At 29.2% G+C, this 14,813-nt stretch carries 13 protein-coding genes; 5 read left to right on the forward strand and 8 right to left on the reverse strand.

Annotated features, from left to right (window positions below; all coding sequences use genetic code 11):
* Positions 1-134: 134 nt before the first annotated feature.
* The 3 genes from gatB to GCL60_RS04810 are packed head-to-tail and all read right to left on the reverse strand — an operon-like array spanning position 135 to position 3,503.
* On the reverse strand, positions 135-1,634 hold the full coding sequence (gatB, locus tag GCL60_RS04800; RefSeq protein ID WP_153418755.1) for an Asp-tRNA(Asn)/Glu-tRNA(Gln) amidotransferase subunit GatB: 1,500 nt from the start codon (positions 1,632-1,634) through the stop codon (positions 135-137).
* Positions 1,635-1,661: 27 nt separating this feature from the next.
* On the reverse strand, positions 1,662-3,143 hold the full coding sequence (gene gatA, locus GCL60_RS04805; RefSeq protein WP_153418757.1) for an Asp-tRNA(Asn)/Glu-tRNA(Gln) amidotransferase subunit GatA: 1,482 nt from the start codon (positions 3,141-3,143) through the stop codon (positions 1,662-1,664).
* An 18-nt stretch (positions 3,144-3,161) separates the two neighbouring features.
* Entirely contained in the window at positions 3,162-3,503 is a 342-nt protein-coding gene (locus tag GCL60_RS04810) for an Asp-tRNA(Asn)/Glu-tRNA(Gln) amidotransferase subunit GatC (RefSeq protein WP_153418759.1), read from the reverse strand.
* A gap of 123 nt (positions 3,504-3,626) precedes the next feature.
* Between GCL60_RS04810 and cmk the strand changes: the two genes are divergently transcribed.
* The 3 genes from cmk (at position 3,627) to GCL60_RS04825 (ending at position 7,632) form a co-directional block, all read left to right on the forward strand.
* Entirely contained in the window at positions 3,627-4,298 is a 672-nt protein-coding gene (cmk, locus tag GCL60_RS04815; protein ID WP_153418761.1) for a (d)CMP kinase, read from the forward strand.
* 310 nt (positions 4,299-4,608) lie between these two features.
* Entirely contained in the window at positions 4,609-5,052 is a 444-nt protein-coding gene (locus GCL60_RS04820; protein WP_153418763.1) for a hypothetical protein, read from the forward strand.
* Between the two features lie 453 nt (positions 5,053-5,505).
* A complete protein-coding gene (locus GCL60_RS04825; RefSeq protein ID WP_153418764.1) occupies positions 5,506-7,632 on the forward strand; it encodes a S8/S53 family peptidase in 2,127 nt (708 codons plus the stop codon).
* Positions 7,633-7,651: 19 nt separating this feature from the next.
* On the opposite strand, the gene GCL60_RS04830 is transcribed toward GCL60_RS04825, so the two are convergent.
* Genes GCL60_RS04830 through GCL60_RS04850 form a run of 5 tightly spaced genes read right to left on the reverse strand, consistent with a single transcriptional unit; the run spans position 7,652 to position 13,156 of the window.
* Entirely contained in the window at positions 7,652-9,013 is a 1,362-nt protein-coding gene (locus GCL60_RS04830) for a competence/damage-inducible protein A (protein ID WP_153418766.1), read from the reverse strand.
* Positions 9,014-9,067: 54 nt separating this feature from the next.
* A complete protein-coding gene (locus tag GCL60_RS04835; protein ID WP_153418768.1) occupies positions 9,068-10,288 on the reverse strand; it encodes an SDR family NAD(P)-dependent oxidoreductase in 1,221 nt (406 codons plus the stop codon).
* 30 nt (positions 10,289-10,318) lie between these two features.
* Positions 10,319-11,476, reverse strand: coding sequence for an N-acetylglucosamine-6-phosphate deacetylase (gene nagA / locus GCL60_RS04840; RefSeq protein WP_153418770.1), 1,158 nt, complete (start codon positions 11,474-11,476; stop codon positions 10,319-10,321).
* Positions 11,477-11,501: 25 nt separating this feature from the next.
* On the reverse strand, positions 11,502-12,401 hold the full coding sequence (locus GCL60_RS04845) for a glucosamine kinase nucleotide-binding domain-containing protein (protein WP_153418772.1): 900 nt from the start codon (positions 12,399-12,401) through the stop codon (positions 11,502-11,504).
* 2 nt (positions 12,402-12,403) lie between these two features.
* Positions 12,404-13,156 carry a carbonic anhydrase gene (locus tag GCL60_RS04850; RefSeq protein ID WP_153418775.1) on the reverse strand — a complete coding sequence of 251 codons (753 nt, stop codon included), beginning with the start codon at positions 13,154-13,156 and terminating at the stop codon, positions 12,404-12,406.
* Positions 13,157-13,307: 151 nt separating this feature from the next.
* On the opposite strand from GCL60_RS04850, the gene GCL60_RS04855 reads away from it, so the two are divergent.
* On the forward strand, positions 13,308-13,964 hold the full coding sequence (locus GCL60_RS04855) for a shikimate kinase (protein WP_153418777.1): 657 nt from the start codon (positions 13,308-13,310) through the stop codon (positions 13,962-13,964).
* 33 nt (positions 13,965-13,997) lie between these two features.
* Complete coding sequence (locus GCL60_RS04860; RefSeq protein WP_153418779.1) at positions 13,998-14,804, forward strand: hypothetical protein; 807 nt, start codon at positions 13,998-14,000, stop codon at positions 14,802-14,804.
* Positions 14,805-14,813 lie beyond the last annotated feature (9 nt).

Consider the following 14,813-nt stretch of genomic DNA (forward strand, 5'->3'; position numbering starts at 1 on the left):
ACAAGAGACAATGCTAAAGGCTAAGAACCTCTCCGGAAGATCAAATATCCGGAGAAGAACCTTATTTATATATGGTTCTTTAGTTAAAATATTATTTTATAAAATACATAATTTTTTTATAAAACTTATGTATTTTACTTTTTTGCATCAAGTAATTTTTTTAGAACTTCATTCACTTTTGCTGGATTTAATTTTCCTCCAGATAACTTCATTGCCTGGCCTACAAAAAAACCAAAAAGTTTTTCTTTACCCGAATAATATTCAGATAATATTGCAGGGTTTTCATTTATAACTTGCTCACATATTTTTGCTATCGAAGTATTATCCGAAATTTGAATTAAATTTTTTGATTTAACAATTTCTTCAGGAGATTTGTTAAATAACATCATTTCTTCAAAAACTTCTTTTGCTATACGACCGCTTATTGTTCCTGCAGCTTGGAGATTTAATAAAGAAACACTATATTCTAACGGAACAGGAACCTCTGTTAATTCATCAATAGAAATTCCTTTTTCTTCCGCATAAACTTTGCAAGCTCTCATTATTTCTGTCATAAAATAATTAGAAATTAGTTTAGGCTCTATTTTTCCTTCTAGTGATTTAACAAGCTTTTCAAAATAAGCACTATTTATTCTTGATGCAGTAATTACTTTTGCATCATATTCGGGAAGAGAATAATTTTGAATCAATCGCGCAGCCTTACTTTCTGGAAGCTCTGGCATATTGTTTTTTACTTTTTCTATTCGAGCTTTGGTAACAATTAACGGAGGTAAATCGGGTTCTGGAAAATAGCGATAATCTTTGGCGGACTCTTTGCTTCTTTGGCTAAAAGTAACATTTTTGTCACTATCATAGCCTCTTGTTTCCATTTGAATTTCGCCTCCAGTTTCAATAACATCAAACTGGCGCTCTATTTCATAAACAATAGCTTTTTCTATATATTTAAACGAATTCACATTTTTAATTTCACAACGTCTTCCAAAAATATTTGAACCTTTTGGTTTTATAGAAACATTTGCATCCGCTCTAAAATTACCTCTCTCTAAATCTCCATCCGAAATATCTAAGTTAACAACATAGCTATGAAGTTTACGTAAATATTCAGAAGCTTCTTCAGGTGAAGAAATATCAGGGGCACTTACAATTTCAATTAACCCAACACCTGATCGGTTATAATCAACTAAGGAACAGGTTCCTACGTGAATATTTTTTCCCGCATCTTCTTCTATTTGAATTCTTTCAATTCCAATTTTTTTACCACTGGATAAAATAAGTTCTCCACCAAAACAGATCGGTCTATCATATTGAGTAATTTGATACCCTTTTGGTAAATCGGGATAAAAATAATTTTTTCGCGCAAAAACACTTACTGATTGAATTTCACTTTTTAATGCTAAACCCATTCGAATTGCTAAGTCGATCGCTTCTTCATTTAATGTTGGCAACGCTCCTGGTAAACCTAAACAAGTTGGATCAATATTTGAATTTGGTGTATCACCATATGCATTTTTACTGGAACTAAACATTTTACTTTTTGTTGCAAGCTGGCAGTGAACTTCAATACCAATCACAACATCATATTTTTTTAAAATTTCTATAATTTTTGGATAATTGACAAGACTATTTCCACTCATAATATATTTTATTACCTTTCCAGAGAATTATTCGAGGCTCGTCGTTCCAACAAGACTTTCTTTTTCTAGAACTTCAGCAAATGCTAAAAGCTCTGCATCGTTTCCTCTTTTGGCCAAAAATTGTAAACCTACAGGTAAACTTCCCTTTGGAACATTAGCAGGAACAGAAATACCAGGAACTCCAATTAAATTGGCAGGAATTGTAAACACATCATAAAGGTATTCTTTAATAGGATCAAAAGCATTAATTCCAAACTCAAATGCACTTGCAGGTGATGTTGGCAAATAAATATAATCTACTGTTTCAAAAACTTCATCAAACTGTTTCGACATGAGCTCTCTTACAGCTTGTGCTTTTCCATAAAAGGCATCATAAAAGCCTGCACTTAATGAGAAAGTACCAAGCATAATACGGCGTTTTACTTCTTTTCCAAAACCTTCTGAACGTGTTTTGCAATATAAATCGAATAAATCTTCTGAATTTTGTGCGCGGTGTCCAAATCGAATCCCATCAAAACGAGATAAATTTGTTGAGGCTTCTGCACAGGCAATTAAATAATAAACACTTAAAGTATGTTCTAATGATGGAATTTCAATATCAATAAATTTAACACCTTGTTTCTTTAAATTTTCTTCAAGAGTTAAAAATTCTTTCATGACATTATCATCAACACCTTGTTTTAAAATACTTCTTAAAACTCCAACCGTTTTGCCTTTTAAAGTAACAGAACCAAGTTTCGATTTATAACTCCCTTTTAAAGATGTAGAGTCATTTGCATCTTCATGAGCAACGATACTCATTACAGTATCAAGATCTTTTACATTACGAGCAAAAGGAGAAATTTGATCAAGGCTTGATCCAAATGCAACTAATCCAAAACGAGAAACGCGTCCATAAGTAGGTTTAATACCATATATTCCACAAAATCCTGCAGGTTGTCTTACACTCCCACCTGTATCAGAACCAAATGTAATAGGAGCAAAACCCGCTGCACAAGCAACAGCAGAACCACCACTCGATCCACCACTTACGCGACTTGTATTATGTGGATTTCTTACGACACCATGGCAACTATGTTCATTAGCGGAACCCATTGCAAATTCATCCATATTTGCAGTGCCAATCAAAATAGCACCTGCATTTTCTAAAGAACTTACAACAGTGGCATCATATTGCCCTTTATAACCTTTTAGTATTTTTGATGCACATTCAACAGGAAAGCCAATTTTCTGAATATTTTCTTTTATAATAATGGGAACTCCAAACAATGGAAGCTCCATTTTATGAGAACTTTTTTCTAATAATTTAGCTTTTTCATAAGCATAATCTTTTTGTATGCTGGTTAAAGCATTTAGTTCTGGATTTAATTTTTCTATATTAGAAAATAGATCATTTAAATATTCAGATGGAGATTGTTTCCCATTTTGAAAATCTTTTACAATTTCAAAAGCGGAATGGGTATTTTGATTTACAGTATATTTTGAAGCAAATTTATTTTTCGTAATCATAAATACAGACCCGTAATATTAAGTTGAAGGAGCAAGTATTGCAGGAACTTTGACAAAAACACCTTCACGCTCTGGTGCTTGATTCAAAAATACTTGTGTCGCAATTGAATTATTTGCTTCATCTGGGCGTAAGCGAGAAATGGAATCCGATTCCGCTTTTTCAACTGCTTTCGCCATTACTAAAGCAGATCTAGCATCACCTGCAAAATCTTCTGGTAAAGGAAGTTGCGCAAGAGCATTAAATGCTTCTAAAATTTTAGCAAGCTCTGCTTGGTAAGTAGAAATCTCTTCTTCTGTGAGATATAATCTACCTAATTCAGCAATACGTTTAACGGTTTCACGAGAAAATTCTGTTGCCATATTAGAAAAATCCTTTCAAAGCCTTCAAATAGAACAAATTGACAAAGTAATCTGATAGAAGCATTGAATCAACTATCAAATGCAATTAAGGATAAAAATGACTCGTTTAAATTGGAGACACTCATGAGAATTGCAATATCAGGACATAGTGGCTGCGGAAACTCAACAGCAACAACAAATGTAGGGAAAGCCCTACAGTTAAAAATAGTAAACTACACTTTCCGCGATTTAGCGCGAGATCTTTCTGTTAATTTTGAGGAATTGCACAAAGAAGCTTCTACAAATCTAATTTATGATTATTTAACTGATCTAACTTTAATAAGAAATGCGGTTTCTAACGAAAATATTGTCATAGGGACTAGGTTGGCCGCTTGGTTAATGGATGCGGAACTTCGAATTTGGTTACATGCACCACTCGAAGCACGTGCCTCTAGAATAAATCGTCGTGAAACCGAAAAAGAATCCTCATATGAACAAGTTTTATATAAAACCTTAAAACGTGACGAGCAAAATAGAAAAAGATACCTCAGGCTTTATGGACTTGATATTGAAGATCATAGTGACTTTGATATTACAATAAATACGGAAAAACTTACTGCCGATCAGGTTTCAAGTCTTATTGTAGCCGCTGCAAAATGGGCTAAGAAAAGCCAATTAGAAAGAAAAAACCTACATTTAGCACGAATTCAAGAAATTATTGCGGAAAACCTCCAAATTCCTCTTGAAGCTGTTCAAAATCCAAAATACAAAATTGACATTGCTGATATATTTCATAAATTAAAACGTGTTAAATAACATTCTAATTTTAAAATTTCAGCAATAATATCAAATAAAAAGCAAAATAAATCAATATTAACATCAACTTTAATCATAAAATTAGAAAATAATTTTATGATTTTTATTAATTAATACCCATTTAATTATACAGAATTTTTTATTTAATTTTAATATATTTTGTTTATTTATAATATTTATGCTTTATTTTAAAAATTATTTTATACATTATATTTATTAAAATAATCATTTACAATTTATTAAATTTAAATTACATAAATCAACGATGATTATATTTATAATAATTTTCTCTTTAAGGATATAAACAACTATGAAAATATTATCAAAAATAGTAAAACTAGCAATTTTTTTTAATTTAACAACTTCATCTTTATTTGCATTTTCAAATGAAAAATCAGATACAAATGAAAGCACCATAAAAAATGGTGCTGTTATGGTTAATTTTGTTGCAGGAACCGCTTTTATGGCAAGTGTTTGTACAGATTTAGGTTGTTCTTCTTTTAAATTTGTAGGCCAATCTGTAAAAGTACCATTATCTGAAGGACAAGAAGTATGCGTAAGTATCTATGTATTACCTGGAGTAAGCACTGATATTTATTTTAAAAAATTAAATAATAAAAATGATACTATCAATTTTTGGGGAATGACTGCCGCTGAGCATTTTAACTACACAGAAAATGTTGAGTTTAAATTAAGAGAAGCAAATCATGGATTTGCAAATCCTTATTGCCGTCATTTAAATTATAAAAAATAAAGATTTAATATTATAAGTTAAAAATTTTAGATAATCTCTTGATACCTTCTTTAACTTTATTTTTCATTGCAGTAGTAGCAAAATATATTCTTAAAGAAGACTTCTCTTTTGTATTATGAATCCATAAATACATTCTATCTTCTAGTTTGTTCCATTCAAAATCTTTTGGTAAATATTTTAATTAATTTTTTCCTTGTTTTACTATTTCAATATTTTTTTATCACGATCAAAAGGTATTTTAACCGATTTTAAAATATTCTTATTCATATCAACAATATCCATTAATAAATTATAATTATTAATTAATAATAATATTTTAACTAAAAGTAAAGTTTATTAATAAATAATTATAATTTATTATTGTTATTAATTTACAAATAAAAATTAATTATATAATTGAAAATAGAACTCGAAATTTTTTTAGAGTTTTATACAAATTTTGAAAGGTTTAATATGTTTATAAAAAATAGGCCGATAAATAAAATTATTATTATATTATCTATGATTTCAAATCAAGCATTTAGTTATTTTGATTATAAACCTGATTATTTTAAATATATAAATTTTCCTGAATTATTTCATGTGAAAAATGAAAATATTATAGTAACTGTTATCGATTCAGAAATTGCAAATATAGAAGAACTTAATCTCATAGGTAAAGAATACTATATTTCCTCAAATTATAAAAAATCAAAAGAAAAGGATGATGCATTTAATTTACATGGTACTGCTATGGCATCGATCATTGGATCAAAACAATTTAGAGGAAGAGAAGAAGCTTATGTTGGCATATTTCCAAGCGTTAAAATAATCAACCGAATAGCTATGCCTAATTCAGGATATCCCTTATCTATTTTAGAGGCTGCAAGTGATGCTATTTTTTCAGAAAATGAATTTATTATAAATATTTCAGGAGCTGATATTGGAACTAAAAATGCGAATGATTGGAATGATCTCTTAAATAAAACAGGAGATAAAAATAAAGTTTTAATTATTGCATCTGTTGGAAATGACCAAAGAGATATCAGAACAACACAACCTGATAATCAATATTGGCCTGCTGCATACAATCCAAAAAATAAAAAATATAAATTAAATGATCCTGTAATTCGAGTGGCCGCAATTTCTTTTGAAAAAAATTTACCAGAACTTTTTATTACTCATAGAGGAACAGGATCTCGTTATGGAAAAGGACGAGTAGATATTGGAGCCCCAGGTTTTAATATTCCTTTTTTAACAGAAGATCATCAAGTAAAAATTGCAAATGGAACATCTGAATCCGCAGCAATTGTTTCTGGTGTTGTCGCTATAATGAAAAGCTGTATGCCCGATGCAAATGCCAGTTTTATTAAAAGTATATTACTTGAAACAGCAGATAGTTATGAACATTTAAAAGAATATATTACAGATGGAAAAATTTTAAATGCAGGAAAAGCAATTGAAACAGTTTGTAAAAATGAGAAAGAAATAATTCATGCAAATATAAATAATGATAACCAATTTAAAAGCAAAATTATTTTTAAACATGATTTAAATAAAAATGAATACTTTGAAAGTCCTGTTACATGGAAGATAAAAATATCGAATAATTCTTATAATAACTTCTTTTTAACTGATTTAGATGGTCTTAATCATTATCAACCTAAATTTGAAGTTTCCGCAAAAGATGATAATATTGAATACTATTTATCTGAAAGTGGACAAATAATAACAAAATCAGGAAATAGAGATTCAATGCCACTTTGTTTAACAGCTTCAAATTTAAATGAATCTTCTTGGCAACATGTTGGCTTTTTACCTTGTAGTAAGTCCTATGAAAATTATCAAAAATGGGATCTCAATTTTATATCTGAAAAAACTAATACAGCTGATAATTTTCGTATGGAAAATTTAAAATTAAAAGACAAAGATATTTGTTTAAGAATGAAAAATAGGCATATTCATTGGGGTGAATTATTTTTATCACATTGCAATGAATATGATGAAAATAGTTATCTTCTTAAGCTAAGTTTTATTCCAAATAATAGAGGTATATCAAAAGTTCCTGATTTAAATTATAACTATTTTTACTTAAAATCTGGCAATAAATATGTTGCCCCAAATCATAAAAATTTTGCAGCTTTATATTCAGAAACAAATTTTAAATTTAGATATGATCCTACTTCAATGAGAATAATAGGTTTTGATTTAAAATCAAACGAAAGAAATAAACAAAAATGTTTAATTAAAAGCGATGGTATTAGCAAGTTTCATTCTGGTAATATTGAAGACATATCAAATTATACTTATTTAGAAATTGATGACTGCTCTTCTAAAATATCACCAAATGAACAATTTTTTCTAACATCAAAAGAGACTTGGAACGGAAAAGAACAATTTGCAATTTATTCAAATTTAGAATCTGAAAATCCAGAAAATTTAGATAAAATTTTTATTAAAAACTTTGAAAGTGACCTGACAAATCCACAAAAAATGCTTTGTACTGGTGTTCACAATGAATACTTATGGATGGGCCGTTGTGAAAAAGAAGTCATTAAAAATTGGAAAGAAGAGCATTATTTTTATTTTGACGATAAATAAATTTTATTTCCAATTTTAATTAAGCTAACATTTTTGCAAGAGAACATAACAAATATAAAGAAGCTCTTGTTTGTTGAATTTCTCTTACATGTCTCTTATTATACTTAATAAAACATAAAAAAACGGCTATAGAATTATCAAAAGATAATTCACTTAATTTCCAAGAATAATTTGATATTTTATTTTGAATTTTCTCAATATTTGTAAATTTATCTTTTAAAATGGCAATAGACAAATAAAAACCTTGAAATGATTTTTCATCTTTTAAAAAAGGATCTATTGGAAATCCATATTCTGCCAAACAAATATCTGTATTCATTTCTTTTAACGTGCTTGCAGAAAGATAAGAAACTAAATCTTCAGGATTTTCTAATTGATTATGAATTATTTTCTCTGGAATATTTAATAATTTTTTCTTAACATAGTCAGAATTAGCAACTATAGACCCCTTATAAATAGATGGATCATGAGTATAAATGCTAAACTCTTTACTAAGATATCCTGCACAAGAAGTTTCGCAAAAAGATAATGATAAACTTTGCTGTTTTAACAAATAAATTAAATAAGAAGATACTTTTCTTTCATCAGCATATAAAATATGTTCTCCAAAAGCTTTATCTACTTCTTTAGAAAATTCATTTTTTAAATAATTGTCACATTCTTTTTTTTGAGAGTCTGAATTTGCAAATAAGGTAACAGTATAGGACACATAATAAGCATGAGCTTGGTAAGATACAGAAGCATTTGGATATTTAGCAATTAAATTCTTTTCTGCAATATTTATTGCATTCTGCATAAAAGATTCACCCATAAAAAATACTTGCCAGCTTAATGAAATAGGAACATGGGATTGATTTTCTAATTTTGGTAAGACATGTTCTAAAAACATACCTTCCATTTCATATGGCACACCAGGCATACTATAAATAGTTACATTTTTTGAAAACTTTTTACCTGTAACACTAAATCCTGCTGCTGTTCCAAGTTTATTAGGTAACAGTTGACAGTCTTTTGGTAAATGAGCTTGTTTTTTATTGCTTTCAGGAATTTGTGTGCGGCCTGCTTTTATAAAAAAATCGGCGCATGCATCCCAAGCTACTTGATTAAATTCGGTTGGAATATTAAAGAATTTGGCTACAACATCAGCTGTTAAATCATCTGATGTAGGACCAAGCCCTCCAGTCATAAAAATGATATCTGATTTTTCTGCTAAATAATTAAGACAATCTAATAAATCATTTTCATAATCACCACACATCATAGAGGCTCTAACGGATACTCCAATTTTTCTTAAATGCATTCCAATAAAAGGTCCATTTGTGTCTTTCGTTTTTGCAGATAAAACCTCATTTCCTGTAATAAGTAATCCTGCTGATAACATGAGCTCATCTCCTTAACGAAAATATATTAAAAAAAAGTATCAAAATACTTTTTATTATTCAACACATTTCCATATATGATCCGATTCATCAAATATCCAAAATGAACCGTTGTTTTGAATTAATTTTTCTCTAAATTTCGATGTAAAAAGTAATTCCATATTTTTTGCACTTTGTTCTACAGAAATTCTACCATTTGGATTTAATTCTGTTTTAACACTTCCTGGATGTATACTTAGCATCGCAATTTCTTTATTTTCTTCTTTCAATTGAAGTGCTGCTTGTTTTGCAAATTGTATTACCGATCGTTTAGTTAAACGGTAGGAGGCATTTAAGTAAGAATCTCGAACTACTTGCCCCATTGTACTTGACATAAAAGCAATTGTTCCATCCTTATTCATTAACTCCATAAAGATATTATTTGTTTCAATTAATCCAAAAACATTAGTTTCATATACATGTCTTAAATCTGCCATTGTTAAATTTAAAGCATTTAAATCGTCTGCATTTGGATCGATAGAAGATATTCCAGCATTTTGAATAATTAAATTTAACTTAACACCATTTTTTTGTAATAAATTTTTTAAATTTAAAATAGACCCCAATTTTGATACGTCTAAATATAAAGATTCAAAAATATTTTTATTTTCAAATATGACTTTGTTTCGTGAGGTAGGAAGAACAGCAAATCCTTTTTCTGCAAAATAATTGACAAGAGCTGCTCCAATCCCTCTTGATGAACCTGTAATTAAAACAATTCCTCTAGGTTGATGAATTGCAATTTCTTGTAACCATTTTTTTAATTTATTTGAAATGGATTCTTCAGGATCCCAAATAGGTACTTCTCTTTCATTTACAAATAATTTTGGAGTGACATGACATCCCGATTTTTCAATCATAGCACTTACACCACAATATTTCGTATAACTAAGCTGAACACAGTGAGCAACACGTTCAATATTTAAATTCTCACCTGTTACTTTATATGTCATAATACATTCTTTAAAAACTTTTGGGTGCGTTTCTGTCTGTGTCGCTTCGCATTCAACAACCAAAGAATGTAAGGGCTGTCTCATTTTATTTAAACTACTCACAACATCTACAGAAGTACAAGTTGCCATTCCTTGTAAAACAATTTCTTTAGGATTTGGACCAATTTTTTTTATATCTGGATCATTCTTGACCGCAATATCTATATTTGCCCCTTCATCACACTCTGCATAAAATTCCCAATCATGAGGATATGGTCTTGCATACCAGTGGGCTTTAATTTTCAAAACAATTACTCCTATTTTATATTCATTAAATTAATGAAATGTTTTTAATTGTCCATTTTGAATAATATTTAAAATATTAAAGTTTTGTTTATTTAATATAAGCAAATCAGCATCAAAATGAGGGAGCACTCTCCCCTTTTTAAATAAAGATTTTTCATTATCTATACCCAAACATTGCGCTGCATTTGTTGAAGACATTTGAAGAGATTCTTCTAAAGTTACAAGATTTTTAGATAATAAATTTTTAAATGCATCATATACCGTAATAGCAGAACCTGCTAAAGTTCCAGATTGATCAACATATTTTCCATTTTTAACAAATATTTTATTTTCATTAATATAAAACGATTCTAATTCAGTTCCCACAGGAGACATGGCATCAGAAACTAATATAAATTTATTTTTAGCTTTTGTTTTAAAGGCTAACTTAATTGTTTCAAAGGAAACATGATGTCCATCTGCAATAATTCCACACCAAGAATTTTCATGCAATAAAGAAGCACCAACAACACCAGGTTCTCTACTACTTAAAGGAGAACAGGCGTTAAATAGATGAGTGACTCCTTTTATTCCCAATTGAAAAGACTCATTCATTTTTTCATAGGTCGCATTTGTATGACCTGCAAAAACAATTACTTTATTTTCTATCAGTCTTTTAATAAAATTAGCTTCAACCATTTCTGGAGCTAAAGTTACCAGAACAATCCCTTCTTTTATTTTTATTATATTATCGATATCTGCTTCATTTGGTAAGCGAATAAATTTAGAAGGATGAATTCCTTTTTTTTCCTTGTTTAAAAAAGGACCTTCCAAATGAATTCCCAAAATCCCGCTCATTTTCTGAGATAATGCTTTATTAATACAAGATATTGCTAATGGAATTTTATTTTTATCATCTGTTATAAAAGTTGGTAAAAAAGAAGTTGTGCCAAAAGTTAAATGAGCTAATGCCATTTTTTTTAAATGCTCAATTGAAGGATTGTCATTAAAAAATGCACCACCTCCTCCATTTAATTGTATATCAATAAATCCAGGGCAAACAATATTCTTATTAACATCAATTTCTTGATAATTATTTTTATTTTTTTTTGAAGAGATATCTATAATCTTTCCATCTTTAATATAAATATTTTTGTTTTTTATAAAAGAATTTCCGTCAAACAAACATGCATTAGTTAAACAAAGCATAATTGGGCCTCTTATGGAATATCAATCATTTGTTAATGTGATTGATATTTTTTCTTATCATAAGAAGAGCCCCATCGCACGCATCACCTTGGGGGGTGGCGAGTCTTTTTTTAAGTGATGGCTTTAAAAATTCAAGAATAAAAGGAGCAACACCACCAAATAAAACAATTGGAAGTTTATCTTTATTTTTTTCTTTTTCATCTAAGGCTAAAATAATTTTTTCTATATGTTTTGCAGATAATTTTAAGAGTTGAATAGCGAGCTCATCACCTTTATCTGCAAATTTAAAAACATCTCTTGCAATTTCTGCAAATTGACTTGCATTAGCATAACAAGCCCATTGTGTAATTTCTTCAACTCTGCCTTTAAATTTTTGTTTTAAATATTTTAAAAGAGGAGAAGCAGCTCCCCTACCATCACAATAATACAAAAGAACCCTTATTGCTTCTAAACCTAGCCAAGCAGCTCCTCCCTCATCACCATGAGGGAATCCCCAACCTCCCACTTGTCTTTTTAATTTTCGATCTATTTTTAATCCAACAACTCCAGTACCTACAATAACAACAGATCCTGGCTTTCCAGCATGAGCTCCTAAACAAGCAATATAAGCATCGGATTGAACAACAAAACTAGCAAAATTAAATTTATTTTTTCTTTCTAAAAATCCATTTCTTGCTGTTGGAACTTCGAAACCGGCTACTCCAATTCCTGCATGAATCCGAATATCATTTTTATGAATTAATTTTGATTTTTCTAATGCTTTATTTAATGCTTCTTGAATAGAATTGTAGGTTGTTTCAATAGAAAGACGAATATTCCCAGGACCAGAAAAACTCTCCGCAAGAACTTTTCCATCGGACGTTTCAAGTCGAAGATGGGTTTTACTACCACCGCCGTCAATGCCAACAAAAAAGTCCTTTTCCATTTCTAATCTTTTTCCTCAACAATTCTTTGAGATAAGCTTTGAAGAGGCCTTGCATTCATAGAAAATATCTTTTTAAAATTTTTAATTTGTTCTTCAGAAACTTCGATTTGATCTTTAACTACATACCAAGTGACAATTTCAGAGCATGGAGGAGTTGTTAAAGAACCTGGATAAGTATAATAGTCCTTATCATTAGGAATCAATTCTATTGGATTTATAGTTTCTTTATCGACAGTCACTTCACCTTCTTTATTAGGCAAATTATTAAACATACCAGCTAAAGCGGCATTCTTTTTTCCTTTTTTTAACATAACTCCTACGACGGCAAGACCATCCGCATTTTTATTTACAAAATGGACTTCAAGTTCGGTTCTTTTCCCTTTGACAGCATGCTCACTTGGCGTATGAAAATGAAATTGTAAAAGTTCATAATTATTTCCACCAATGGCAACTTTACTCCCTTTTGGATAATTCATTTGAATTGTATGGCCATTATTTAATATTTTTAAGGGAGCACTTACATAGGAAAACATTAAACTAGGTAAAGATTTATTTTCTTTCGTATTTGATGAATTGATATCAATCGGAGATTGTCTTTTACCTACAGAACAAGGCTTATTTGCAGGATCTAAATTACCCCAATCTTTAGGACCATGCTCACCAACATAATTCCAATGCGGGCCTTCAGAATAGGCAAATAATGAATAACTCATTAAAGCAATACTTGAGGCAAAATAAAAGACTTTCTTTTTCATTCTCCATTCCTTTCAAAAAGAGGATTGAAAATTTATGCAGACAAAATATTCAACTTTCCTGTATTTTACTTTTTCTTTAGTTATAGTTTACAAGTGAATTTCTATATGAGCAATCCTTAGATTTTTACTAAAATTTAAGAACGAGGGACAAATGACAAAATATTGGGCAAAACGTTTCAGAAATATAATTCTTACAGGGATGCCAGCTACTGGAAAATCTTTGTTTGGAAAGATATATGCTCAACACAGTGAACGATTTTTTTTAGATTTCGACCAATTTATTGAATCAACTACTAAAAGAACGATTCCTCAGATTTTTGAACAAGAAGGAGAAGAAGGCTTTCGCGCACTTGAAGACAAAATTCTATTAAAACTGGAAAGACGTCATAATTTTGTCATTGCTATGGGTGGAGGTACTTTAATTAAACCTGAAAATATCTCTTTTGCACGTAAGCTTGGGCTAATTGTTTTATTAGATCTTGCGCCAAGTGAAATTGCAAATCGAATATTTGCTCAAAAAGAAACAAGGCCCATGTTTTCAAAATGTAGTTCTCTCGAAGAAACTCAAAGTATTGTAAATGAATTAATTGAAAAAAGACGTTCTGCATATGAACAAGCAGATGTCATTATTGATACAACTTATAATACGATAGATTCTTTAAAATTACATTTAGCTTTAATTGAGCGCCGTGCAGGTAATCGTGAATATATGCAAGATGTTTATAATATCATAAATAAACGAATTAAACCTCAAAGTAAATGGACAGAAAAAGAAGAAGACGCTGTTGTCGATGAAGCCTCAATTTAATTTTTTTTATGTATAGAAATGGTTTTAATCTTAATGAATATTAAAAAAATAAATAAATATTTATATCTAGTTTTACTAATAAATATTTTTAAGCAAGAAGTATTTGCTACCGATTCTTCCAATGAGCCCATAATAAATTACGATAATCCCTTGCAAAAAAAAGAATTTAATATGGGAAAAAATGAATATGGCAATGCCGATCTCATAAGAACTTGTTATCAATACTCAGACTTTATTTTAGTTGAAATAAATGACAAAGGTAACAAAGGAGAAGCATTAATTGGCATCGAGCCCTTAAATAATAAAATAAACTTTACAAAAACCTGCAAAAAAGATTATTCTAAATTCAAAATAAAAATGACTGCAGATGGTTATTTTGGAGGTAAAGTAAATAATTTTATTATAAATAATGGCGATGATGGTTTTGGAGCTCAGTATCTCTTTCAAATAAATAAAATAAATAACGACAAAATTTTTCCTGTTTATGAAGATATCAGACATTCCATGAAAAATTATGAATACATAAGAAATAAAAATCATACATTGGGTGTTCGATATTGGAAAAATTTAAAAGCAGATTTTGATTGTTCTGTATATGAAAAAAATTGTTTAGATAAAATTAAAATATCAAACAATTTATCAGCAAATTTAAATTATACATATTGTCTAAAAACGATAAAAGAAGAAATTAAAAGACTTAAAAAATATTCCGTTGATCCTTCTTATTTAAATAATATATCGGGCAATCATTTTTTTATTTACATTGAAGTTCCAGATATTGAAAAACCTGAAAAATATAAAATTCTAAGTAACAAAATTGCTTGTTCTTATATACCTTAAAAATTAAAT

Source organism: Silvanigrella paludirubra (assembly GCF_009208775.1).
Classification (GTDB): Bacteria; Bdellovibrionota_B; Oligoflexia; order Silvanigrellales; family Silvanigrellaceae; genus Silvanigrella; species Silvanigrella paludirubra.